The organism is Bradyrhizobium sp. Leo78 (assembly GCF_059512425.1).
Map to the genome: position 1 here is coordinate 65,207 of NZ_JCAMOT010000015.1, position 24,043 is coordinate 89,249.

A 24,043-nucleotide genomic window follows, 5' to 3' on the forward strand; every position below is an offset into this window, starting at 1 on the left:
CTTCCCTAGCTCTTCTTGGCGCTTTGCGGCGGCTCCCGGTGGCCGCCGAAACCGGCGCGCATCGCGGAGAGGATCTTCTCGGCGAAGGTGTGGTCCTTGCGCGAGCGGAAGCGGGCAAACAGCGCCGCCGTCAGCACTTCCGCAGGCACCGCCTCGTCGATCGCGGCATTGACGGTCCAGCGGCCTTCGCCGGAATCCTCGACGAAGCCGGAATAATTATCGAGGGTGGCGTTCTCGGCGAGCGCGATCGCGGTGAGGTCGAGCAGCCAGGACGGGATCACGCTGCCGCGGCGCCAGACCTCGGCGATATCTGCGATCTCGAGATCGAAGCGGTGATCTGGCGGGAGCGCCTCGCTGCCAGCGTTCTTCAGGATGTCAAAGCCCTCGGCATAGGCCTGCATCAGACCGTATTCGATGCCGTTATGGATCATCTTGACGAAATGCCCGGCGCCGACCGGGCCGGCATGGATATAGCCCTGCTCGATACGGGGATCGCGGCCCTCGCGGTGCGGGGTGCGCGGAATGTCGCCGAGGCCGGGCGCGAGCGCGCTGAAGATCGGGTCGAGCCGGTCGACGACGGATTTCTCGCCGCCAATCATCATGCAGTAGCCGCGCTCGATGCCCCAGATGCCGCCAGAGGTGCCGACGTCGACATAATTCAGGCCGCGTTCCTTCAGCGCCTTGCCGCGGCGGACGTCGTCCTGCCAGAACGTGTTGCCGCCGTCGATGATGGTGTCGCCCGGCTGCATCAGCTTGGACAGCGCCTCGATCGTCGCCTCGGTGATCTTGCCGGCCGGGAGCATCACCCAGGCGGTGCGTGGCTGCTCCAGCTTGAGCACGAATTCCTCCAGCGAGGCGGAGCCTAAGGCATCGTCGGCGGTAAGCGCGGCGACCGCCTTCGGATCCTTGTCGTAGACCACGGCGGTATGGCCGTGGGCCATCAGCCGGCGGACGATGTTGCCACCCATCCGCCCCAAGCCGATCATGCCGAGCTGCATGTTCTCATGTCCTTGACTGTTGCGCGTGATCCGAGAACCGGTGTCCGGTTTTTCGGGACCATGCTCTAGTTGAGGGCTTCGTTAAGTGCGGCGTCCAGCGTGGCTAGCGCCGGGCCGAGTCCACCCTTGAGATGGACGCGCAGCGCGCGCCGGCCGCGTTCGGTCAAGACGTCGAAATCGCCGCGCGCCTGCGCTGCCTTGATGACGCCGAAGCTCGCCTTCTGGCCTGGCACCGGCAGGTCCGCAGCATCATCGGCGGTGATCTGCAGGAACACGCCGCTGTCGGGGCCGCCCTTGTAGGCTTGGCCGGTCGAGTGCAGGAAGCGCGGCCCGAACTCGGCGCAGGTGGCGAGATGCTTGCCGTCGCGCACGGCAAGCCGCATTTTTTGCAGCGCGTCGATGAACGCTTTGTCGCGTTCGATATAGGCGAGCAGGGCGACATAGTCGCCGCGCTGCGAGCGCGACAGGTGCGCCTTGAGCCATGAGCCGAGAGTGCCGTCGGCGCCGGCCTTGCGCAGCGCGGCGGCGTTGTGCTCGTCGGTGTAGAGGTCGGCCTCGGCGGTCGAGACCACCGGCTGTTCGGCCGGCAGCGATCCGGACTTCTCGAACGCTGCGGTCAGTTCGCGGGTCTTGATCTTGGCCGCCTCGACATCTGGCTGGTTGAACGGGTTGATGCCGAGCACCGAGCCTGCCACCGCAGCCGCGATCTCGAAGCGGAAGAACTCCTGGCCGATATGGTCGATCGACGGCAGGACGATCCGGACCACGGGATGGCCGGCTTGCTCCAGCGCGTCCAGCCGGGCGTCATGCTCGGCGTCGTTCTCGCCCTCGGTGCGGAGGTCGATGAAGAAGCGGTCGTCGCCGTAGGCAGCCGGCTCGGCCAGCGTCTCGCCGTCAATTGGGATCAGGCCCTTGCCGTCCTTGCCGGTGGATTCGGCGATCAACTGCTCGGCCCAGGCGCCGAAATCGGCGATCTTCCTGGACGAGGTGATCGTCACCTTGTCGCGGCCTTCGAGGCCGGCGAGCCCCATCGCGAGCCCGAGCTGCACGCCCGGGTTCTCGTGCGGCGGCACATCGGCGCCGCAGGAGCGCACCATCGACAGCGTATGCTTGATCAGGCTGCGGATATTGATGCCGGCGGCGGCGGCCGGCACCAGGCCGAAGGGGGAGAGCACCGAGTAGCGGCCGCCGATCGTGGGCTCGCCGTAGAAGATGCGGGCAAAGCCCTGCCGCTTTGCGGTCTTCTCCAGCGACGAGCCGGGATCGGTCACTGCGATGAAGCGGTGGCCGGCCTTGGCGGCGCCGATCGTCTTGGAGACGCGGTCGAAGAAATAGTCCTTCATCACGTTCGGCTCGGTGGTGCCGCCGGATTTGCTGGATACGATGAACAGCGTCTTCGAGATATCGACCGCCGCTTCCATCGCCCGCACCTGCGCCGGGTCGGTGGAATCGAGCACGTGCAGCTTGGGGAAGCCTGCCTTCTTGGCGAAGGTCTCCGCCAGCACCTCCGGCCCCAGGCTGGAGCCGCCCATGCCGAGCACGACCGCGTCGGTGAATTTCTGGCCCTTCACGCGCTCGGCGAAATCCTCGTAGTCGGCGATGTCGGCCTTCGCCGGGCTGGTCAGCCAGCCCAGCCATTTGTCCTCATCCTCGCCGGTCCAGACCGATTTGTCCTTATGCCAGAGCCGGCGGACCTTGGCCGAGGCACGCCATTCCTCGGTATTCTCTTCGATGGCCTTGGCAAGCTCGCCAACGACCTTGAGCTTCTGGCCGTCGATGCCGGTGCCGAGCGAGGTGGCGCGCTTGAAGGCGACCGCGCCATAAAGCTTGTCGGCGGCATCGGCGAACAGCCTGACGCCGTCCTTGACCAGTTCGGCGGTGATCGCGTCCAGCGAGATCCCGGATTTTTCCAGTTCATCGAGCACGCGCCGCGCGTCCTCGATGTTCTCCTCGAGGCTGTCGCGCACCTTGCCATGGTCGCGGAAAGCATCGAGCGTTGCCGGCGGCACGGTGTTGACCGTGTCGGGGCCGATCAGCTCCTCAACATAAAGGACGTCGCTGTAGTCCTTGTTCTTGGTGCCGGTCGAGGCCCACAGCAGCCGCTGCGGCTTTGCCCCCTTAGCCGCCAGCTTGTCCCAGCGCGGACCGGCGAAGATCCGCTTGTAATCCTGGTACGCCAGCTTGGCGTTGGCGATCGCGACCTTGCCCTTCAGCGACGCCAGCCGCTCCTTCTCGGTGGGATCGTTGGCCTTCGCGATCTTGTCGTCGAGCTGCTTGTCGACGGCGGTGTCGATACGGCTGACGAAGAAGCTCGCCACGCTCGCAATATGCGAGGGGTCGCCGCCGCCGGCGACGTACTTCTCCAGGCCTTTCAGATAGGCCTCGGCGACCTCAAGATAGACCTTTTGCGAGAACAGGAGCGTGATGTTGATGCTGATGCCTTCGCCGATCAGGTGCTCGATCGCGGGTAGGCCTTCCGGCGTCGCCGGCACCTTCACCATCAGGTTCTTGCGCCGAACCTCCTTCCAGAGCCGCTGCGCTTCGGCGATGGTGCCCCTGGTGTCCATCGCCAGATAGGGCGACACTTCGAGGCTGACGAAGCCGTCCTTGCCGTCCAGCTGGTCATAGACCGGACGCAGCACGTCGGCGGCGTGCTGGATGTCCGTGATGGCGAGATGCTCGAACAGTTCGGCGACCGGGCGATCGCCCTTCTTCAGCGCATGGCCGATCGCCCCGTCATATTCGTCCGAGCTGCCGATCGCCTTCTCGAAGATCGAGGGGTTGGAGGTGACGCCTTTGACGCCGTCCTCGTCGATCAGCTGCTTGAGGTCGCCTTTGGCGATGAAGCCGCGGGCCAGGAAGTCCAGCCAAACCGATTGGCCGTGGTTTTCGAGTGTTTTGACGGGGTTCATGATGCCTGTTTCTGCTCGATCGGGTCGGTGGACGGGTTCCCCAGCAGCTTTCTGGGGCGAGACCGGATTGTCAACACGGGGCGGAAAGGGCTGCCAAAAATGAATATGCGCATCAAAAAGAGACAACTCCACCCTGACAGGTTCGATCCCTCGGATTTGATCCGATGCAACCGCGAACTCTGAACAATTTTATGACGGTGCAGTGCACTGTTCACGGCCTGAGATACAGGTAGCCCCGCGACTGCAGCTCGGCGAGGCGGACGACGCCGCCCTCGTCGGCGACCACGAAGCCGGGGAGGAGCTCCTTCAGGCTGACATTCTGCGATTTCTTGGTGTTGCCGCAGGCGGCAAGCTCGACGCCATCCCCGGAAAACTGCTGAACGCGCCGCGACAGGTCGGGATTGGCGGAGGCTGTATGGAACGCGCGCAGCGCCGGCCCGTGGACTACGAGGGCAATGGTCACATTCTCGGGTCCGCCGACGCCGTCGAAATGGTTCTGGATGTTGCCGAGCACAAAGTCGACCTTTTCGAGGTCGCTCAGGTGATAGACTACCTTGAGGTTGGCGGGAGGAGATGCCTCGGTGGCGGCGCGGGCGCGTGAGCCGGCTAGGGCGCCTAAAGTCGTAAGCGCGCCGGCTAAGATGCTGCGGCGATGCATGGCACCCTCCCTCAATTGAGTTGGCTGGCCGACGAGCGTATTATCCACTTCGCGAGCGTATCATTTGTGCCTGATGGCGGCGAGTTCCCGGCGGTCGGTCACAAGCTCGGCACATTCTTCCGCGCCTGCGCGATCGACGCGAAAGATCTTGTCGTCCGCGCCGGCGACGAGCGCGTCTTCGGCCTCTTGGTCCGGCTTGTTGCGATTCCAAGTCCTGATCCGCTCAAGACGGATGATGGTGGACTTGTCGTCTTTCGACAATGCCACATTGATACCGCCACCTTCACAATCGACGCCGCAATCGAAACGGATTTCGTTGCTCGCGTCCTGTGTGACAACATGGCCGCAAAAGCCGCTGGAGTCGAAATTGCCGGTGCGGTGATGGTACTTAATTCCAAGGCGGAAGGAGTGGCTGGTGGTTTTTTCCTCCCGCGCGTTCTCCGCCGTCACCAATAATTTCATCGCGCTCGCTTTCTGCTTCGGATGTTGCGCCAGATGATTGGCGTCATAACCGCGCACGAAGCAGGCGTAGCTCTTTTCGGCGAGGGGGCCTGCGAATATCCTCTTGTCGAAAGCTGCGGTCTTGGCGCTGTCAACGCCATCTTCGGCGCGACTGTGGCCAATTCCCGCGAGCATTGCGGCTGCTACAACAAGGTGAACGGAGAATAAAATACGCTTCATGATCTGTTCAGCGAACGCAAGCGATCTATATGAAATGATAAGCGCCACCTCGACTGGCGCGGCGACGACGCTGCGTCACGATGTGCTGGCGGGTTGGACTTAGTCGCGGCAGAAGCCAGATGCGTTCAAACCTGTGGCAGTTCGTAGGCGTGAAGGAGCAGCGCGATGGCAGCCGAAAGGCAGTCAGAACGGCATTTGCGGATGGCAGGGAAGCCTGGTCTTTGTCGGTCCTCCGGCATGCATTCCGGTAGAACCACGGATGTGGCGGACCAGTTACATGGCCAAGAAAGTAAATGACAAATCGCGTTTTTGATGAACTATTAGGCTGGCTGCTTGTTGATAAGGCAGCAGCTGCTTGCGCCGCGCATTGCGGAAGAGAGGCTGGCGAGTGTCCAATAGGACCAGCATGTCGAGCATGATTCGAGGAACGTTTCGGCAAACCGGGTCGTTCTCGTAAGGCGGCGCAACATATCGTGGAGAGGGATCATGTACAACGATTCTCTGTTCAACGCTTTCGCTAGGTCGTTCGAGGCTCGAAGCCAGAGCGATATGTCGATGGCGGAATATCTCGAGTCGTGTCGAACTGATCCGATGCGATATGCGAATGCAGCAGAACGACTATTGGCCGCGATCGGCGAGCCGCAGATGATCGACACGGCCAAGGACCCTCGCCTTGGCCGTATCTTTATGAACCGCACGATGCGCACCTATCCGGCGTTCGCTGGCTTCTACGGCATGGAAGACACGATCGAGCGGCTCGTCGGCTTCTTCCGTCACGCCGCGCAAGGCTTGGAAGAGCGCAAGCAGATCCTCTATCTGCTCGGGCCGGTCGGCGGCGGCAAGTCATCGCTCGCCGAGCGGCTCAAGGCGTTGATGGAAGTGCATCCGATCTACGTGCTGAAGGCCGGCGACGAACTGAGCCCGGTGTTCGAAAGCCCGCTCAGCCTGTTCGATCCGGATCAGCTCGGGCCGATGCTGGAGGAGAAGTACGGCATTCCGCAGCGGCGCCTCACCGGGCTGATGAGCCCGTGGTGCTACAAGCGGCTCGAGGCCTTCGGCGGTGATATCTCGCAATTCCGCGTCGCCAAGATCCAGCCGTCGCGGCTGCGACAGATCGCGGTCGCCAAGACCGAACCCGGCGACGAGAACAACCAGGACATCTCCTCGCTGGTCGGCAAGGTCGATATCCGCAAGCTCGAGACCTACGCGCAGAACGATCCCGACGCGTACAGCTATTCGGGCGGACTCAATCGCGCCAACCAGGGCATCCTCGAATTCGTCGAGATGTTCAAGGCGCCGATCAAGATGCTGCACCCGTTGCTCACGGCGACGCAGGAAGGCAACTATATCGGCACCGAGAATATCGGCGCGATCCCGTTCGGCGGCATCATCCTCGCGCACTCCAACGAGGCGGAATGGCAGAGCTTCAAGGCCAACAAGAACAATGAGGCCTTCATCGACCGCATCTGCGTCATCAAGGTGCCTTACTGCCTGCGGGTCACCGAGGAGCAGAAGATCTACGAGAAGTTGATCCAGGGCTCCGAGCTTGCCAGCGCACCTTGCGCGCCGGCGACGCTGGAGACCTTGGCGCGCTTCTCGGTGATGTCGCGCCTGCGCAAGCACGAGAACTCGACGCTGTTCGCCAAGATGCGGGTCTATGACGGCGAGAGCCTGAAGGAATCGGATCCAAAGGCGCGCAGCGTCCTGGAATATCGCGATGCCGCCGGTGTTGACGAAGGCATGGACGGCGTCTCGACGCGCTTCGCGTTCAAGGTGCTCGCCGCCACCTTCAACCACGACACGACAGAGGTCGGGGCCGATGCCGTGCACCTGATGTATGTGCTCGAGCATTCGATCCGCCGCGAGCAGCTGCCCGAGGAGGTCGAGAAGCGCTATCTCGAATTCATCAAGGCCGATCTCGCCCCGCGTTACGCGGAGTTCATCGGCAACGAGATCCAGAAGGCCTATCTCGAATCCTATTCGGATTACGGCCAGAACCTGTTCGATCGCTACGTCGATTACGCCGACGCCTGGATTGAGGATCAGGACTTCAAGGATCCCGACACCGGCCAGTTGCTCAACCGCGAGCTTCTGAACCAGGAGCTGACCAAGATCGAGAAGCCCGCCGGCATCGCCAACCCGAAGGACTTCCGCAATGAGGTCGTCAAATTCTCGCTGCGGTCGCGGGCGCATAATGGCGGCAAGAACCCGAACTGGACCTCCTACGAGAAGGTTCGCGACGTGATCGAGAAGCGGATCTTCTCGCAAGTCGAGGATCTGCTGCCGGTGATCTCGTTCGGTTCGAAGAAGGACGGCGAGACCGAGAAGAAGCACGACGACTTCGTCGCGCGGATGGTGGAGCGTGGCTACACCGAGCGGCAGGTCCGCCGTCTCGTCGAATGGTATATGCGGGTGAAGCAGGCTGGCTGAGGCGGGATGCGAAGTGACGATGCACATTGTCGATCGGCGCCTGAATCCGGGCGGCAAGAGCCTTGAGAACCGACAGCGGTTCTTGAGGCGCGCAAAGGCCCTGGTTCAGGGAGCAGTCAAGAAGACGTCGCAGGACCGGGACATCAAGGATGTGCTGGAAGGCGGTGAGATCTCCATACCGCTCGACGGCATGGATGAGCCGCGCTTCCGCCGCGAGGGCGGCACCCGCGACATGGTGCTGCCCGGCAACAAGAAGTTCGTCGAAGGCGATATCCTGCCGCGTCCGAACCAGGGCGGTGGCCGCGGAACGGGGCCGGGCGAGGGCGACAGCGAGGACGCGTTCCGCTTCGTCCTGAGCCGCGACGAGTTCGTCAATTTGTTCCTCGACGACCTGGAATTGCCCGACCTCGCCAAGCGCAAGCTGGCGGAGGCGGAGAGCGAAGGCCTGCATCGCGCCGGCTACACCACCTCGGGCTCGCCCGCAAACATCTCCGTGAGCCGCACCGTCAAGCTCGCGCTGGCGCGTCGCGTCGCGCTGCGCCGGCCGCGGCCCGAACAGATCGCCGAGCTCGAGGCGGAGGCGGCGGAGGCCGAGGAGCCGCGACGCTCCGAACTGTTGGCGCAGATCGCGGCGCTGAAGGCCAAGGCCAAACGGATCCCGTTCATCGATCCCATCGATATCCGCTACCGCCGTTTCGAGACTGTGCCGAAGCCGGTGGCGCAAGCCGTGATGTTCTGCCTGATGGACGTGTCAGGCTCGATGTCGGAGCACATGAAGGACCTGGCGAAGCGGTTCTATATGCTGCTCTACGTGTTCCTGAAGCGGCGTTATCGCCACGTCGAGATCGTGTTCATCCGCCACACCGATCGCGCCGAAGAGGTGGACGAGGATACGTTCTTCCATGGCCCCGCTTCCGGCGGCACGCTGGTCTCGAGCGCGCTGCAGGCCATGCACGATATCGTACGCACCCGCTTTCGACCGGCTGACTGGAACATCTACGCCGCGCAAGCTTCGGACGGCGACAACATGACCTCGGACAGCCTCCTGACCGGACGGCTGCTCACCGAGCAGATCCTCCCGGTCACCCAGTTCTTTGCCTATCTCGAGGTCGGCGAGGCCGCAAACTACACCTTCGACATGCCGGACTCCTCGCTCTGGACCCTTTACGAGCGCCTGCGCAACGAGGGCGCGCCGCTCGCGATGCGCAAGGTGAGCGAGCGCAGCGAGATCTTCCCGGTGTTCCAGGACCTGTTCAAGCGTCGCGGCAAGCAGGAGAAGGCCACGCCATGACGAAGACAGGTGAGCGGCTGTTCGACGGCGCCGACTGGGATTTCCGCACGCTGCAGCGCGTCCACGATGCCTGCGAGGAGATCGCGAAATCGGAGCTCGGTCTCGACGTCTATCCCAACCAGATCGAGGTCATCACCGCCGAGCAGATGCTGGACGCCTATTCGTCGGTCGGCATGCCCCTGTTCTACAAACACTGGTCGTTCGGCAAACACTTCGCCTTTCAGGAAGCGTCCTACCGCAAAGGATATATGGGACTGGCGTACGAGATCGTGATCAACTCCTCGCCGTGCATTTCCTACCTGATGGAGGAAAACACCGCGACCATGCAGACGTTGGTGATCGCGCACGCAGCCTTCGGCCACAACCATTTCTTCAAGAACAACTACCTGTTCAAGCAATGGACCGACGCCGACGGCATCCTGGACTATCTCGAATTCGCCAAGGGCTATATCTCGCACTGCGAGGATCGCCACGGCCGGCGGGCGGTCGAGCATACGCTCGACGCCGCGCATGCCTTGATGTCGCACGGCATCGATCGCTATCCCGGCAAGAAGAAGCTCGACCTGCGCACCGAGGAGAAACGCGCCGGCGAGCGCCGCGCGCATGAGGAGAGCGCCTTCAACGATCTCTGGCGCACGGTCCCGACGGGACCCGCGAAGACCAGGGCTGCGCTGACCGCGGAGCGCCGCCGCATCCTGCTCGGGCTGCCGCAGGAAAACATCCTGTACTTCCTGGAGAAGACCGCGCCGCGGCTGCAACCCTGGCAGCGCGAAGTGCTGCGCATCGTTCGCCACATCGCGCAGTATTTCTATCCGCAGAGCCAGACCAAGGTAATGAACGAGGGCACCGCCACCTACACCCATTACCGCATCATGAACCGGCTGCACGAGCAGGACCGCATTTCCGACGGCAATTTCCTCGAATTCCTGCAGTCGCACACCAACGTCGTGTTCCAGCCGGAATTCGACGATCCCCGCTTCTCCGGCTTCAACCCCTATGCGCTCGGCTTTGCGATGATGCAGGACATCGAGCGGATCGTGACCGAGCCGGAGGACGAGGACCGCGAATGGTTTCCTGACATCGCGGGCAGGGGCGATGTCATGGGCGTGTTGCGCGAGGTCTGGGCCAACTACCGCGATGAGAGCTTCATCGGCCAATTCCTGAGCCCGCGGCTGGTACGGCGCCTGCGCCTGTTCCACCTGCATGACGATCCCGCGGAGACCGCTGGCATCCGCGTCGATGCCATCCATGACGAGCGCGGCTATCGCCGGGTGCGCCGCGAATTGGCGCGGCAATACGATGTCGGCTTCATCGATCCCAACATCGAGGTCGTCGATGTCGACCTTGAAGGCGATCGTCGGCTGATGCTGCGCCATACCGTCGTCAAGGGATCGCAACTGGTCGAAACCGATGCGCGTCGCGTGCTGCAGCACCTCGCCGACCTCTGGAGCTACGACGTGGTTCTCACCGAGGTCGACACTCACGACAAGGTGCTGAAGGAATATGTCGTGAGCCCGCGCATCCTGCCCGCAGTGGCGTAGCGGTCGAAGCCGTAGCCCGGGTGAAGCGTCAGCGTAACCCGGGACCTCTCGTAAATACAGATGCAGCCGTCCCCGGGTTACGCTCCGCTCCACCCGGGCTACGCAGCGATCGTGTGTCTCACGAATTGCCGGCACGCGGAATTCTTGCGCGATTGCCTCATCTGGCGCGATTGGTATGGTGCGCGCGGTCGAAAAAACCAAAAAGGAAATAGACCGTGACAACTCGCAAATGTCTGGCGGGCGCTCTCGCCTCCGCCGCGCTCTCGATGCTGACGATGTCAGCTTCGCTCAGTGCCGAAACCACCATCAAGCTTGGAAACACCGCGCCCTACAGCGGGCCCGCATCGGCCTACAGCACCATCGCGCGCGCGGAAGCCGCGTATTTTCAGATGTTGAACGACCAGGGCGGCATCAACGGCCGCAAGATCGAGTTCGACAGCCTGGACGATGCCTATTCGCCGTCGAAGACGGTGGAGCAGACACGCAAGCTCGTCGAACAGGATGAGGTGCTTGCGCTGTTCAGTTCCGTCGGCACCGCGCCCAACATCGCCGTTCAGAAATACCTGAACATCAAGCGCGTGCCGCAGCTCTTCGTCTCGTCGGGCGCGACGCGGTGGAACGACCCGAAACAGTTCCCCTGGACCGTCGGCTTCAACCCGACCTACGAACTCGAAGGCAGGCTCTACGCCAAGTACATTCTGCGGACCAAGCCGGACGCCAAGATCGCCGTGATCACGCCGAACGAGGACGCCGGCAAGGATTATCTGAGGGGTTTCAAGGAAGGGCTCGGCGAGCATGTCGGCCAGATCGTATCCGAGACGACCTATCTGACCAGCGATCCGACCATCGATTCACAGATGGTGTCGATGCGCGAGTCCGGCGCAGACGTGTTCTTTGCCGAGGCGACACCGAAGTTCGCGGCGCAAGCGCTGCGCAAGGCCGCCGGCATGGGCTGGAAACCGCTGATCATCCTGCCGACCGTCTCCAATTCCGTATCCGCCGTGCTCGAACCTGCTGGTCTTGAGAACGCCGTCGGTGTTGTTACTGGCCTGTATCTGAAGGACCCGACTGATCCGCGCTGGGCCGACGATCCCGCGCAGCAGGAATTCTCGGCCTGGATGAAGAAGTATCAGCCGAATGCCAGCCCCGGCGATCTCTTCAATGTGCAGGGCTATACGGTTGCTGGCGTGATGGCTGCGGTGCTGAAGAACTGCAAGGACGATCTCAGCCGCGATAACATTATTAAGCAGGCCAGCAATCTCAACGGGCTCGAATTGCCGATGCTGCTGCCGGGCATCAAGGTGACGACCGAGCCGACCAATGTCACGCCGATCAGGCAAATCCAGATGGCGCGCTTCGACGGCAAGTCATGGGTCCTGTTCGGCGACGTGCTCGGCGACAAGTGAGGGCGCGCAGGCTCCTTTCACCTCTCCCGCTTGCGGGAGAGGTCGGCGCATAGCGCCGGGTGAGGGCCCTCTCCACGTAATGACTCGTGGAGACACCCTCACCCCCGCCCTCTCCCGCAAGCGGGAGAGGGGGCGCAGCTAACGCAGGCTGGCGTTGATCTTGTCCAGCGCGGCGGAGCCGGGGCAGAGCGCCTTCGTATCCAGCGTATTGAGCGGGGTGTCCACCGTGTTGAGATGGGCGTGCAGATCCTCGGCTTCCGGATCGACGTACAACAGCCCGGTGACGATCTGGCCCTTGGCGGCGTGCTTCTGCAGGAAGGTCATCGCGCCCACCCGGTCATGCGGATCGTAATCGGCATCGAGCTTGCGCAGCGCGATCCGCGAGCCGTCGTGCTGCTCGACCACCTGCACGGTGCCGGGCGCATAGTCGACATGGATCGGCTCGCGGCCGACCAGCACGTCGAGCCGGTTCACGGCGTCGTTGTGCTCGCGGACATAATCGAAACTCTTGGTCGAGCCGGCGTGGTTGTTGAAGGCGATGCAGGGGCTGATGACGTCAATGAAGGACGCGCCCTTGTGCTGGATCGCGGCCGCGATCAACGGCACGAGCTGGGTCTTGTCGCCGGAGAAGCTGCGCGCCACGAAGGTGGCCCCGAGCTGCAGCGCGATCGCGACCAGGTCGATTGCGTTGTCGGTATTGACCACGCCCTTCTTGGACTTCGAGCCCCGGTCGGCGGTTGCCGAGAACTGGCCCTTAGTCAGGCCGTAGACGCCGTTGTTCTCGACGATATAGGTCATGTTGACGCCGCGGCGGATCGAATGCGCGAACTGGCCGAAGCCGATCGAGGCGCTATCGCCGTCGCCGGAAACGCCGAGATAGATCAGGTCGCGGTTGGCGAGGTTGGCGCCTGTCAGCACCGACGGCATGCGGCCGTGCACCGAGTTGAAGCCGTGCGAATTGCCGAGGAAATAGTCCGGTGTCTTCGACGAGCAGCCGATGCCGGAAATCTTCGCCACCCGGTGCGGCTCGATCGAGAGCTCGTAGCAGGCCTCGATGATCGAGGCTGTGATCGAGTCATGGCCGCAGCCGGCGCACAGCGTCGAGATCTTGCCCTCGTAGTCGCGGTGGGTATAGCCGAGCTCGTTCTTCTTCAGGCCGGGATGATGGAATTTCGGCTTTGCAATGTAGGTCATAATAACACCTGCGATCCCCGCCGCGACATGGCCGGGCTTGACCCGGCCATCCACGTACTGGTCAGGAGAAAGAAAGGCGTGGATGCCGGGGTCAAGCCCGGGCATGACGCCGGAGAGATGAAAGGAGAGTTCATGACACGGCCTTGCGCAGAGGGGTCACTTTGAGATGGTCCTGGTGGTCGCCGATCGCGTTCGCAATGAAGCGCGCGGTGATCGGCGTGCCGTCATAATGCAGGATCGGCACCAGCCGCACGGGATCGATGCCGTTCTCGTTGACGATCAATTGCCGGAGCTGCGCGTCGCGGTTCTGCTCGACGATGTAAACGAAATCGTGGTCGGCGATGAAGCTGGCGACGCTGGAGTGGAACGGGAAGGCGCGGATGCGGAGCCGATCCAGATGATGGCCGCGCGCGTCCAGAATCTCGATCGCCTCGTCCATCGCCGGCGCGGTCGAGCCGAAATAGATCACGCCATATTTGGTCGGCTTGGCCGCATTGGCCTGCAGCGGCCGCGGCACCAGATCCTGCGCGGTCTCGAACTTGCGCACCAGGCGCTGCATGTTGTCGGCGTAGACAGGGCCTTCCTCCGAATAGCGCGCATAGCGGTCGCGCGAGGTGCCGCGGGTGAAGTACGAGCCCTTGGTCGGGTGCGTGCCGGGATAGGTGCGGAAGGGAATGCCGTCGCCGTCGACATCGAGATAGCGGCCGAAATCGCGGCCTTCTTCCAGCATCTCCCTGGTCATCACCTTGCCGCGGTCATATTGCCGCGCGTCGTCCCAGCGCAGCGGCCGGCACAGCCGGTGGTTCATGCCGATATCGAGATCGAGCATCACGAAGATCACGGTCTGCAGCCGCTCGGCAAGATCGAAGGCGGTCGCGGCAAACTCGAACGCCTCCGCCGGATCTTCCGGGAACAGCAGCACATGCTTGGTGTCGCCATGCGAAGCATAGGCGCAGGCGATGATGTCGCATTGCTGGGTGCGCGTCGGCATGCCGGTCGAAGGACCGGCGCGCTGCACATTCATGATCACGGCCGGAATCTCGGCGAAGTAGGACAGGCCAATGAACTCCGTCATCAAGGAGATGCCGGGGCCGGAGGTCGTGGTGAAGGCGCGCGCGCCGTTCCATGAGGCGCCGATCACGATGCCGATCGAAGCAAGCTCGTCCTCGGCCTGCACGATCGCATATTTCGCCTGACCGGTCTCCGGATCGTGCCGCAGCTTCTTGCAGTGGTTGGTGAAGGCCTCGGCGAGCGAAGATGACGGCGTGATCGGATACCACGCGCAGACCGTGGCGCCGCCATAGACCGCGCCGAGCGCGGCGGCGCTGTTGCCTTCCAGAAAGATGCGGTCGCCGACCTTGTCGGCTTTCTTGACCCTGAGCCCGATCGGGCATTTCAGGTTTTGCAGCGCCCAGTCGCGGCCGAGATGCAGCGCATGGACGTTGGAGGAGAGCAGCTTCTCTTTGCCCTTGTACTGCTCGCCGATCAGTTGCTCGATCAGCTTCGGATCCATCTCGAGCAGCGCGGACAGCGCGCCGAGATAGATGATGTTCTTGAACAGTTGGCGCTGGCGCGGATCGGTATAGGTCGAGTTGGTGATCGCGGTCAGCGGCACCCCGATCACGGTGATGTCGGCGCGGAATTTCGACGACGGCATCGGCTTGGTGGAATCGTAGAACAGATACCCGCCAGGCTCGATCGAGGCGACATCCTTGTCCCAGGTCTGCGGGTTCATCGCCACCATCATGTCGACGCCGCCGCGGGCGCCGAGATGGCCGGCTTCTGTCACCCGCACTTCATACCACGTCGGCAGGCCCTGGATGTTGGAGGGGAAGATGTTGCGCGGTGACACCGGCACGCCGTGGCGCAGGATCGCACGCGCGAACAATTCGTTGGCGCTCGCCGAACCCGAGCCGTTGACGTTGGCGAAGCGGACGACGAAGTCGTTTACGCTGCTGATCGGGCTTTGGACTGACATGTTGATCCCGCGTGAACCATATCGATGAGGTATTTCTGCATGTCCCAGGCGCCGGTCGGGCAGCGCTCGGCACACAGACCGCAATGCAGGCAGACGTCTTCGTCCTTCGCCATGATGCGGCCGGTCTTCAGGCCGTCGGCGACATAGAGCGCCTGGTCGTGATGCGGCGAGGGCGCCTTCAGCCGCTGCCGCAGATCGTCCTCCTCGCCGTTCTCTGTGAAGGTGATGCAATCCATCGGGCAGATGTCGACGCAGGCGTCGCATTCGATGCAGAGCGGCGCGGTGAACACCGTCTGCACGTCGCAGTTCAGGCAGCGCTCGGCCTCGCCGAGTGCGAGCTTGAGGTCATAGCCGAGCTCGACCTCGGCGCGGATGTCCTTCAGCGCGATCACCTTGTCGCGATGCGGCACCTTGAAGCGCTTGTCGGTGGAGATGTCGTTGTCGTAGCTCCATTCATGGATGCCCATCTTCTGCGAGGAGACGTGCACCTCGGGCAGCGGGCGCTCGTTGATGTCCTCGCCGGACAGCATCTTGTGGATCGACAGTGCGGCATCATGGCCATGCGCCACCGCCCAGATGATGTTCTTCGGGCCGAATGCGGCATCGCCGCCGAAGAACACTTTTGGATTGGTCGAGGCGAAGGTCGTCGGATCGACCTTCGGCATGTGCCATTTGTCGAATTCGATGCCGCAATCGGCCTCGATCCAGGGGAAGGCGTTTTCCTGGCCGACCGCGACCAGCACGTCGTCGCAGGCCACAGTCTCGTCGGGCTCGCCTGACGGCACCAGATTGCGCCGGCCCTTGGCGTCGTATTCGGCCTTCACCTTCTGGAAGGTGATGCCGGTGAGCTTGCCGTTGTCGTGGATGAAGGCGACCGGCACCATGTAATTGAGGATCGGGATGTCCTCATGGAGCGCGTCTTCCTTCTCCCAGGGGGAGGCCTTCATCTCGTCGAAGCCGGAGCGGACGATCACTTTCACGTCCGCCCCGCCGAGGCGGCGCGCGGTGCGGCAGCAATCCATCGCCGTGTTGCCACCGCCGAGCACGATCACGCGGCGGCCGATTTTCTCGACATGGCCGAACGACACTGACGACAGCCACTCGATGCCGATGTGGATGTTGGCGGCTGCCTCCTTGCGGCCGGGAATGTCGAGCTCGCGGCCGCGCGGCGCACCGGAGCCGACGAAGATCGCGTCATAGTTCTCGGACAGCAGTTGCTTCAGGCTGTCGATGCGGTGGGCGCCCTTGAACTCGATGCCGAGGCCCAGGATGTAGTCGGTTTCCTCGTCGATCACCGAATCCGGCAGGCGGAATTTCGGGATCTGCGTCCGCATCATGCCGCCGGCCTTGGGATCCTGGTCGAATATGGTGCAGTGATAGCCGAGCGGGGCAAGGTCGCGCGCCACCGTGAGCGACGCGGGGCCGCCGCCGATCAGCGCAATGCGCTTGCCGTTCTTCGGTCCGGGCCGTGGCAAACGGTGCTTGATATCGTCCTTGAAGTCGGCCGCGACGCGCTTCAAGCGGCAGATCGCGACCGGATTTTCCTCGACGCGGCCGCGACGGCACGCCGGCTCGCATGGACGGTCGCACGTGCGGCCCAGAATGCCGGGAAACACGTTCGATTGCCAATTGATCATGTAGGCGTCGCTGTAACGCCCCTCGGCAATCAGACGGATATATTCGGGAACCGGAGTGTGTGCGGGGCAGGCCCATTGGCAGTCGACTACTTTGTGAAAATAGTCCGGCGCCGAGATATCAGTCGGTTTCATTCCTACCTTATCCGCGCAGGACCCAAGTCGGAGCCCAAAGTCAGATGCGCGGCCTTATCTTTGCCTGCGAACGCCCAACGGACGGGCGTTCTTCTGGTTTTCCAATTGCATCATAGACGGCTCTTATTAGAGCCATTCCAGATCAGGCACACAAGCCAATTCTGCGCGACATCAGGCATTCGCGCGGTGCAGCACGCGCCTGCCGCTCAGCTCCATGAAGGCTTTATGCGGCGGTGCAACAATTCGTGACACCGCCGCCGCGGATTACGCGCGGGGCAGGTCGCTCTTGGCGAGGTCCCACATCAGCCGGTAAGTGCCGCTGGAGATCACCAGCGGCTTGCAGGCGGCGTTGTCAGTCACCAGCGCCAAGGCGGTCGGGACGGCCCTTACATCGGTGGCGTCAATCAGCACGAACCAGTCTCCGGCGCCCGGGGCGGCATTCGATGTATCTGATGTCAGCGGTTTCGAAAGGGCAGGGTCGTTTTCGATCAAATGGATGGAGATGATCCCATCGAGCTTGGCGGGATCGAGCCGGTCGCGCAGCGCTTCGCGCAGTCTGTCTTTGCCTTCGCCGGGCGGACGAAGCCGGACGATGCCGAGCGCAGCGCCGCGGCCGGTGCCCCGGCTGATGGTGATGCGCGCGACGCCGCGGATCATGTTCTTGAAGCGCGCGATGTTGGCCTTGGACCATTCGGTCTGGTTGGCGAGTGCCGTGCGGTAGGCCGGACTATCCAACACCTCGAAGGTCTCAGTCGAGTAGAGGCTGAGATATTTCGGTTTTCCCTCATGTGCGACGTAGCGACGCGCCTCCAGGAAGCCATCGATGGCGACGCGCTCCTCGAGATGCTCGCGGTCATACCAGCGATTGAAATCGGCCTCATCAGCGGGATCGATATCCATCGACGTCAGCAGCATGCCTTTTCCGGCCAAGGGCATTGGTGTTCTCCAGAAGTTTCCAACTGCGGAATTACTGTCCGCCTATTCAGCCGTTCGGTAGCCCTGCTTTGCGCATACCTTCGGCGATCCGTGCGCGCTGCGCGAGGCAGGTCGGGTTGTCCATTGGCGCGATGCCGAGGAAGTGGGAGAGCGTGAAATCGGGATCGAGGGCCAGCCCCGCCTGTACCGAAGCCTGTGCTTCCTCGATCCGCTCGAGATGTGCCAAGGCCGCGGCAAGGTAGAAGTGAACGAACGCGGCGACATTCCGGTTGGTCTCGATGGATCGCCTAAACCAGTAGGCAGCCGCTTCATCGGCTGCAAGATAGGACTGCGCGACACCCGCTGTATTCATCCAACTGAACGCTCGGTTGTCACGTGGCGAAAGCCGAAATGCTTCCATGACGTAGGCTTCAGTTTCTTCGGCGCGACCGAGATAACATTTGCCAAGCCCAATCCATGCGTAAGCTGTGGCCAGATTTCGATCCAGCGCCAAGGCCCGCTCACATTCGGCGATGCCCTGAGCGGCACGCTTGGTAAAAATCTGGACGACGCCAAGAAGGCAATGCGCCATCGCGTGGTTGGGCACGTACGCCAGGACCTTGGTCAAAGACGTCTCGGCCGCCAGAAGGCGTGCGGTCCGGTCGCCGGTCTGCATGGACGTTCCCCGCATGGCATCGACAAACGCCATGCCAACCATCGCTTCGATGTTGCCGTTGTCCAGGCATAAGGCCTGTTCGAAAAACTTGCGCGCATGCGACAGGTTGGCCGGGTCCGATCCCCGGTTCACACACGCCATGCCCTGGAAATACAGGTCCATCGAATCCGGAAGCGGCGCCTGCGCCGCCCGCCGCGCCTCAGCCGTGACCAATTCCGTTCCAAGCTGATTGGCAAGACGCGCGCCGATTTCATCCTGCATGTCGAAGAGATCGGCGATCGGCTTGTCGAACCGTTCGGCCCACAGGTGATTGCCGGTCTCGGCATCAATGAGCTGAACGTTGATACGCATGCGGCTTCCATTACGCTGCACGGAACCCTCGAGGACATAGCGAACGCCGAGTTCTCGACCGATCTGCTTCAGATCGACATGCTTGCCCTTGTAGGTGAAAGCGGTGTTGCGGCCGATCACGAAGATCCCGACCATGCGCGACAGGTCCGTGGTCAGGCTCTCGGTCACGCCGTCGACGAAATATTCCTGCTCGGGATCGGAGCTGAGATTGGTGAACGGCAGGACGACCAGCGAAGGTTTATCAGGAATGGCAAAGCCCGGTTTCGGCGAGCCGTCCGACACCGTTGCGCCCGCTGGCACAGCCGTTTCGTGCACCGTGCCGATGAAACGGACACCCTTGCGCGGAAACGTTCTGATGAGGCGCTGTTCGTCCCCGGAGTCGCCAATCGCCCTGCGCGCAGCATTCAGGCGCGTGGTCAGGGCCACATCCGAAACGATGCGGCCTTGCCAGATGGCTTTGATGAGATCGTCTTTGCTGACAACGCGGTCCCGGTTGCCGATCAGATAGCCAAGCAAGTCGAATACTTTCGGCGCGACTGCGATGATATCCGCGCCGCGACGCAGCTCGCGCCGTGCGGTATCAAATGAAAAATCTTCAAAAAAATAACGCAAGCGACTTCCCCGCACGGCGGCCAATCATGGAAGTTTATGCCCGAGCGCAAGAGTAAGCCGACGATAAGGAAAAAGTAAGCCGGAGACCAAGCCTGTCCATCCTCGTCGTGCTACATCCAAAGGTAGAGTAGGCGCGGAATGAGATCAGGTTGGGAGACAGTTGATGATCACACGTCGTGACTTGTTGACCGTGTCGGCGGCCGGTGTCGCGTTCTCCGCCGCGGGTCTCGTGCAGCATGCCATCGCACAACCATCGGCAAGAACCGTGCATATACTGACGGGCTTTACGCCGGGGTTGCAGGATGCCCTGGCAAGGCTCGTTGCCGGCCAGATGAAGGATTATGCGGAGACGATCGTGGTCGAGACCCGACCAGGCGCCGCCGGCCGTGTCGCGGTCGAGGCGGTGAAGACGGCTGACGCCGACGGAACCGTCCTGCTGTTCGCGCCGCTTGGATTCATGATGCTCTTTCCGCACGTCTACAAGACGCTCAGGTATGAGCCGCGGGATTTCACGGCGGTGTCGACCGTCGCCTCGACTCCGACCTTGCTGACGGTCGGTCCGAAGGTGCCGGGTGACGTAAGGACCCTTGCAGATTTCGTCGCCTGGTGCCGCGCCAACCCAAAGCAGGCCACCTACGGCACGGCGGGTGCCGGCACCACGCTGCATTTCCTTGGCGCGATGCTGGGCCGCACCGCGGGCTTCGATTTTCTTCATGTGCCCTATCAAGGCAATGGCGCGATCCAGGATTTGGTCAAAGGAGAGATCGCATCGGCCATTATGCCGGTCGGCAGCTCGCTCGGCCTCGTCCGATCCGGAGATCTTCGTGCGCTGGCGACCACCGGACCGCGCCACAGCCCGTTTCTTCCTGATGTGCCGACGGTGCGAGAACTCGGCTATCCCTCGCTTGAGGACCTCACATGGTACGGGTTTTTCGTTCCCGCGCAGACGCCGGCGGATATTGTCGAGCGCCTCAATGATTCCATCCAGGCTGCCCTCCGCATCGACGAGGTAAGGTCCGGCATGGTAAAGCTGGCAGTAGAGCCCGACGCGATCGCGATGGGCGACTTCGCCCGGCTGATCGCATCCGAATCCGAACGCTGGAAAGCGATCGTGCAAGCAACGGGATTCACTCCGACCAATTGAAGACTCCGACCGACTGCAGTCCTGGGCTCTCATCCTGTTGGAGGAACACATGAACGGATCAGAATCGATATTCGATCTCGTGCAGTCCCACCGCGTGACGGCGGCGATCTATGCCGCCGCCAAGCTCGACCTCGCGGAGGCGATCGGAGACGATGCAAAATCGATGGCCGAGCTTGCCCGGTTGGTGTCCGCCGACGAAAGCGCGCTGCGCAGGCTGCTCGTTGCGCTGACAACGATTGGGGTCTGCAACCGGGCAGGCGGGGACAGGTTTACGATTACCGACCTCGGCCGACAGCTTGATCGCAATGCCAATCCCTCTTTCAAGGACTGGGTTCTCTTCGAAGGCGAAGTCCTCGTGCGATCCTGGGCCGGCCTTGTCGATTCCGTTCGCTCCGGGAAGACCGCGACCGAGATGCGGGGAGAGGGACACGATCGCTATGCTGTGATGGGCAATTCGCCGGAAGTCGTCAGCCGGTTCAATGCCGCGATGGTCAGTCTGACGCGGAGCCTCGTTCCGAAGATCGTTCAGGCCTACGATTTCTCGACCGCGCGCGTCGTCATGGATCTCGGCGGCGGCTCAGGCGAGCTGATCGCCGGCGTGCTGCTGCATAATCCGTATCTCACGGGAATAGCGTGCGATCTTGCACGCTGCGAGAAGGAGGCGCGAGCGCATTTCAATCGGGTTGGCATCGCCGACCGCTGCCGGTTCGTTGCCGGCGATTTCTTCGCGGCGGTCCCGCGCGGCGCCGATACAATCCTGATGAAGAGCATCCTCCATAATTGGAGGGACGATCGGAGCGAGATCATACTGCGCAAGTGCCGGGATGCGCTTCCAGTGGGCGGCAAGCTGATCATCATCGAGCGGATCATGCCGGAGCTTCCCACAACGGCCGCTCAAGATCGCGAGCACGCCATGAGCGACCTCAACATGCTGCGGGAGCCGGGCGGCCTGGAGCGCACCGAAGCCCAGTACCGCACCCTTGCCGAGGCGGCCGGCTTCACCTTTGCAGGGCTCTCCAGCGCCGGCTCGTTCAGCCTGATTCAGTTCGACAAGATCACGAACTGAGGTCGGTGCGGAAACTCCGAGTCTGGGTCAGCCGAGCCTCGACCGACGTTAAAGTCTCGCGAGCCAAGCCTCCAGGCGGGTTGGTCCAAGCCTGGCTGTACCGCTGGGCGTCAGCGAGGCATCGTCGATCGGCGCGCCATAATACTCCGCGGTTGGATCGCCGAAAACGAGCCGGCTGTCGCCTGATGCCTTCAGGCGGCGCGCAACGAATTCATTGAAGGGCGCCTTCTCCGGGCCTGCTATATCTATCGTGGCGTTCAGCGGCTGCCCAATCGCAACCTCTGCCAGGCAGTCAACGACTCGTCGGCCGCGATCGGCTGGAACAGGGCCGACGGAACGACAATCCTGTTCCCGATCGCTCCGGTTTCGGCGATGGCGCTCAGGAATTCGAAGAACTGGGTCGCGCGGACGATGGAGTAGGGAACGCCGGACGATTTGATCAGTGTCTCCTGCGCGATCTTGGCACGAAAATAGGCGATATCCGGCGAGCGGTCGGTCCCGACAATCGATAGCGCGACGTGATGCGTCACGCCGGCTGCGGTTTCCGCAGCAACGAGATTGCGGGTGGAACGCTCGAAAAAGTCGAGCACTGCGGCAGGTTCCCAGGATGGCGAATTGGAAACGTCCACCACGACTTGCGCGCCGGTGAGCGCGGCCGCGAGCCCTTCTCCCGTCACCGCGTTCACGCCCGACCGCGGAGAGGCCGGCACGGCCTCGTGTCCCTGTTGGCTGAGTTTTGCGACCAGCTTCGATCCGATCAGCCCGGTGCCGCCGATGACGATGATCTTCATGACACTCTCCCTCAGCGTTTGACGAAGGCGAGTAGTTCCGGATTGACGACTGGGACGGCTCGCCAACAGGTGCGCAAATATCTCACGAGCCGCTACGTCCAGCAACTCTTGGGAGCGATGATGGAGGATCGCATGAAATGTGGTACTGCGAATGCTGAAAGGCTGAGAGCCGGCGTGACGGCGGTTCGTGCCTCGGCGAGCAACGATGGAATACGAAGTCGCGATCAGTAGCTCAGGTGTGTTGGATATGCTCCGTGCGTTCGATCCCCATGTCGTCGGCACTCTTCCCTTGGCGATTTCCGTGCCGGGCAGCGATATCGACATCGTCTGTCACGCATTTGACCCGGCGGTCTTTGCCGAGGCGATCTGGAAACAATACCAATCCTGCGATGGCTTCCGTCTTTATCAGTGGACCTCCTCGGGACGACCGGTGGTCGCTCGCTTCGAATGGAGCGGGTGGCCCTTCGAGGTGTTCGGCGACACTCGGCCGGTGGATCAGCAGGACGGCTGGTTGCATTTCGAGATCGAAAGAAGATTGCTGGCGCTCGACGACGGACGCCTCCGCAAGGCCGTCCTTCAGCAAAGGTCGCTCGGGATCAAGACCGAGCCCGCCTTCGCAGCCGTTCTTGGGATAGACGGCGATCCCTATCGCGGCCTGCTCGAACTCGCGTCCGAGACCGACATTCAGTTGCGCGCTCGGCTGAACTCATTGTGAGGAATTGTCCGACGCACCGCTGGCGAGCCGCTCTGTTACCGCCGTAGCTCAAATTCCGTCGCCTTTGCCAGACCGATATCGCATGCTTCAACGACGGAGAATGGCAAGCAGGAGACAGAAGTGCCTTACGCGGACGTTAACGGTCAGCGGCTCTATTACGAGGATACGGGCGGGCCTGGCCCGGCGATTGTCTTCTCACACGGACTGTTGCTTGACGGCACCATGTTCTCACCGCAGGTGACGGCGTTCCGGGACAGGTACCGCTGCATCGTGTGGGACGAGCGCGGGCATGGGAAGACTGCCACGGAAACATTGCCTGCCTTTTCTTACTACGATTCCGCAAACGATCTCTCCGCACTCCTTGCGTTTCTAGGCATCGACAGCGCCATTCTCGTCGGCGTGTCTCAGGGCTCCTTCCTCGGTATGAGATGCGCCCTGATGCATCCTGAGCGCGTCCGTGCCTTGGTCTTGATCGCAACGCAGGCGGGCGTAGATGATCCGAAAACACTCGCGAGCTATCGCGCGCTGCTCGGTGCATGGATCGCGGGCAAGCTGCCGGACGAAATCGCCACCACGGTCGAGCACATCATTTTCGGTCCCAACTGGCCTGGCGCCTCCGCATGGAGGGAAAAGTGGCGTGCCATGACCGCGCCAAATCTCTTGAGCTGTCTCGACACGCTCGCTCGCCGAGACGACATCAGCGACAAGATCTCCTCGATCCGCGTCCCCGCACTGGTCATCCATGGCGATGCTGATGCCGCCATTCCACTTTCGAGGGCGCAAGCCATGAAGGCAGCAATCCCCAATGCGGAACTGATCCTGATTGCGGGCGGTCACTCAGTCAACATGACGAACCCGGGACCCGTGAACGCAGCCATCAAGGACTTCCTTGAACGACATCCTCTCGTCTCGTGA

Annotated in this window: 17 protein-coding genes and 1 pseudogene; 8 read left to right on the top strand and 10 right to left on the bottom strand. The window is 62.4% G+C overall.

The window, feature by feature from the left end:
* Nucleotides 1-5: 5 nt before the first annotated feature.
* The 4 genes from gnd to AC5ZG1_RS20115 all read right to left on the bottom strand — a co-directional run bounded on the left by gnd (nt 6) and on the right by AC5ZG1_RS20115 (nt 5,249).
* A complete protein-coding gene (gene gnd / locus AC5ZG1_RS20100; protein ID WP_496133852.1) occupies nt 6-998 on the bottom strand; it encodes a phosphogluconate dehydrogenase (NAD(+)-dependent, decarboxylating) in 993 nt (330 codons plus the stop codon).
* A gap of 65 nt (nt 999-1,063) precedes the next feature.
* A complete protein-coding gene (locus AC5ZG1_RS20105) occupies nt 1,064-3,910 on the bottom strand; it encodes a bifunctional transaldolase/phosoglucose isomerase (protein WP_496133853.1) in 2,847 nt (948 codons plus the stop codon).
* 211 nt (nt 3,911-4,121) lie between these two features.
* Nucleotides 4,122-4,568, bottom strand: a complete 447-nt coding sequence (locus tag AC5ZG1_RS20110; protein ID WP_496133854.1) for a DsrE family protein — start codon at nt 4,566-4,568, stop codon at nt 4,122-4,124.
* Between the two features lie 60 nt (nt 4,569-4,628).
* On the bottom strand, nt 4,629-5,249 hold the full coding sequence (locus AC5ZG1_RS20115; protein ID WP_496133855.1) for a hypothetical protein: 621 nt from the start codon (nt 5,247-5,249) through the stop codon (nt 4,629-4,631).
* A 486-nt stretch (nt 5,250-5,735) separates the two neighbouring features.
* On the opposite strand from AC5ZG1_RS20115, the gene AC5ZG1_RS20120 reads away from it, so the two are divergent.
* The 4 genes from AC5ZG1_RS20120 (at nt 5,736) to AC5ZG1_RS20135 (ending at nt 11,917) form a co-directional block, all read left to right on the top strand.
* A complete protein-coding gene (locus AC5ZG1_RS20120; protein ID WP_028166580.1) occupies nt 5,736-7,679 on the top strand; it encodes a PrkA family serine protein kinase in 1,944 nt (647 codons plus the stop codon).
* 19 nt (nt 7,680-7,698) lie between these two features.
* A complete protein-coding gene (locus tag AC5ZG1_RS20125; protein WP_456642192.1) occupies nt 7,699-8,970 on the top strand; it encodes a YeaH/YhbH family protein in 1,272 nt (423 codons plus the stop codon).
* On the top strand, nt 8,967-10,511 hold the full coding sequence (locus tag AC5ZG1_RS20130; RefSeq protein ID WP_028166582.1) for a SpoVR family protein: 1,545 nt from the start codon (nt 8,967-8,969) through the stop codon (nt 10,509-10,511). Before AC5ZG1_RS20125 ends, AC5ZG1_RS20130 begins: the two co-directional genes overlap by 4 nt.
* Before the next feature lie 215 nt (nt 10,512-10,726).
* Complete coding sequence (locus AC5ZG1_RS20135) at nt 10,727-11,917, top strand: ABC transporter substrate-binding protein (RefSeq protein WP_130224445.1); 1,191 nt, start codon at nt 10,727-10,729, stop codon at nt 11,915-11,917.
* Nucleotides 11,918-12,055: 138 nt separating this feature from the next.
* On the opposite strand, the gene AC5ZG1_RS20140 is transcribed toward AC5ZG1_RS20135, so the two are convergent.
* From AC5ZG1_RS20140 to AC5ZG1_RS20160, 5 genes are all read right to left on the bottom strand, one after another.
* Nucleotides 12,056-13,111, bottom strand: coding sequence for a 2-oxoacid:ferredoxin oxidoreductase subunit beta (locus tag AC5ZG1_RS20140; RefSeq protein WP_496133856.1), 1,056 nt, complete (start codon nt 13,109-13,111; stop codon nt 12,056-12,058).
* Between the two features lie 130 nt (nt 13,112-13,241).
* The gene (locus tag AC5ZG1_RS20145) at nt 13,242-15,089 is read right to left on the bottom strand and encodes a 2-oxoacid:acceptor oxidoreductase subunit alpha (protein WP_456642048.1); all 1,848 of its coding nucleotides are present in this window, start codon (nt 15,087-15,089) and stop codon (nt 13,242-13,244) included.
* Nucleotides 15,059-16,858, bottom strand: a complete 1,800-nt coding sequence (locus AC5ZG1_RS20150) for an FAD-dependent oxidoreductase (RefSeq protein WP_496133857.1) — start codon at nt 16,856-16,858, stop codon at nt 15,059-15,061. The genes AC5ZG1_RS20145 and AC5ZG1_RS20150 overlap by 31 nt, the downstream gene beginning before the upstream one ends.
* A 264-nt stretch (nt 16,859-17,122) precedes the next feature.
* Nucleotides 17,123-17,794: a hypothetical protein gene (locus AC5ZG1_RS20155; RefSeq protein WP_456642046.1), complete on the bottom strand. Its 672-nt coding sequence runs from the start codon at nt 17,792-17,794 to the stop codon at nt 17,123-17,125.
* A gap of 46 nt (nt 17,795-17,840) precedes the next feature.
* Nucleotides 17,841-19,412 (bottom strand): winged helix-turn-helix domain-containing tetratricopeptide repeat protein, encoded by a 1,572-nt coding sequence (locus AC5ZG1_RS20160; RefSeq protein WP_496133858.1) that lies wholly within the window; start codon nt 19,410-19,412, stop codon nt 17,841-17,843.
* A gap of 163 nt (nt 19,413-19,575) precedes the next feature.
* Between AC5ZG1_RS20160 and AC5ZG1_RS20165 the strand changes: the two genes are divergently transcribed.
* Both AC5ZG1_RS20165 and AC5ZG1_RS20170 read left to right on the top strand, forming a co-directional pair.
* Complete coding sequence (locus tag AC5ZG1_RS20165; RefSeq protein ID WP_130224433.1) at nt 19,576-20,556, top strand: Bug family tripartite tricarboxylate transporter substrate binding protein; 981 nt, start codon at nt 19,576-19,578, stop codon at nt 20,554-20,556.
* Between the two features lie 49 nt (nt 20,557-20,605).
* On the top strand, nt 20,606-21,622 hold the full coding sequence (locus AC5ZG1_RS20170; RefSeq protein WP_496133859.1) for a methyltransferase: 1,017 nt from the start codon (nt 20,606-20,608) through the stop codon (nt 21,620-21,622).
* Between the two features lie 48 nt (nt 21,623-21,670).
* Here the strand turns inward: AC5ZG1_RS20170 and AC5ZG1_RS20175 are convergent.
* Nucleotides 21,671-22,413, bottom strand: a pseudogene (locus tag AC5ZG1_RS20175) (SDR family oxidoreductase).
* A 205-nt stretch (nt 22,414-22,618) separates the two neighbouring features.
* On the opposite strand from AC5ZG1_RS20175, the gene AC5ZG1_RS20180 reads away from it, so the two are divergent.
* Nucleotides 22,619-23,128, top strand: coding sequence for a DUF4269 domain-containing protein (locus AC5ZG1_RS20180; protein ID WP_456642041.1), 510 nt, complete (start codon nt 22,619-22,621; stop codon nt 23,126-23,128).
* 120 nt (nt 23,129-23,248) lie between these two features.
* Nucleotides 23,249-24,043 (top strand): alpha/beta fold hydrolase, encoded by a 795-nt coding sequence (locus AC5ZG1_RS20185; protein WP_496133860.1) that lies wholly within the window; start codon nt 23,249-23,251, stop codon nt 24,041-24,043.

Coding starts and splice junctions, on each gene's coding strand:
- gnd (WP_496133852.1), bottom strand. CDS start 998: ATGCAGCTCGGCATGATCGGCTTGGGGCGGATGGGTGGCAACATCGTC.
- AC5ZG1_RS20105 (WP_496133853.1), bottom strand. CDS start 3,910: ATGAACCCCGTCAAAACACTCGAAAACCACGGCCAATCGGTTTGGCTG.
- AC5ZG1_RS20110 (WP_496133854.1), bottom strand. CDS start 4,568: ATGCATCGCCGCAGCATCTTAGCCGGCGCGCTTACGACTTTAGGCGCC.
- AC5ZG1_RS20115 (WP_496133855.1), bottom strand. CDS start 5,249: ATGAAGCGTATTTTATTCTCCGTTCACCTTGTTGTAGCAGCCGCAATG.
- AC5ZG1_RS20120 (WP_028166580.1), top strand. CDS start 5,736: ATGTACAACGATTCTCTGTTCAACGCTTTCGCTAGGTCGTTCGAGGCT.
- AC5ZG1_RS20125 (WP_456642192.1), top strand. CDS start 7,699: ATGCACATTGTCGATCGGCGCCTGAATCCGGGCGGCAAGAGCCTTGAG.
- AC5ZG1_RS20130 (WP_028166582.1), top strand. CDS start 8,967: ATGACGAAGACAGGTGAGCGGCTGTTCGACGGCGCCGACTGGGATTTC.
- AC5ZG1_RS20140 (WP_496133856.1), bottom strand. CDS start 13,111: ATGACCTACATTGCAAAGCCGAAATTCCATCATCCCGGCCTGAAGAAG.
- AC5ZG1_RS20145 (WP_456642048.1), bottom strand. CDS start 15,089: ATGTCAGTCCAAAGCCCGATCAGCAGCGTAAACGACTTCGTCGTCCGC.
- AC5ZG1_RS20150 (WP_496133857.1), bottom strand. CDS start 16,858: ATGAAACCGACTGATATCTCGGCGCCGGACTATTTTCACAAAGTAGTC.
- AC5ZG1_RS20155 (WP_456642046.1), bottom strand. CDS start 17,794: ATGCCCTTGGCCGGAAAAGGCATGCTGCTGACGTCGATGGATATCGAT.
- AC5ZG1_RS20165 (WP_130224433.1), top strand. CDS start 19,576: ATGATCACACGTCGTGACTTGTTGACCGTGTCGGCGGCCGGTGTCGCG.
- AC5ZG1_RS20170 (WP_496133859.1), top strand. CDS start 20,606: ATGAACGGATCAGAATCGATATTCGATCTCGTGCAGTCCCACCGCGTG.
- AC5ZG1_RS20180 (WP_456642041.1), top strand. CDS start 22,619: ATGGAATACGAAGTCGCGATCAGTAGCTCAGGTGTGTTGGATATGCTC.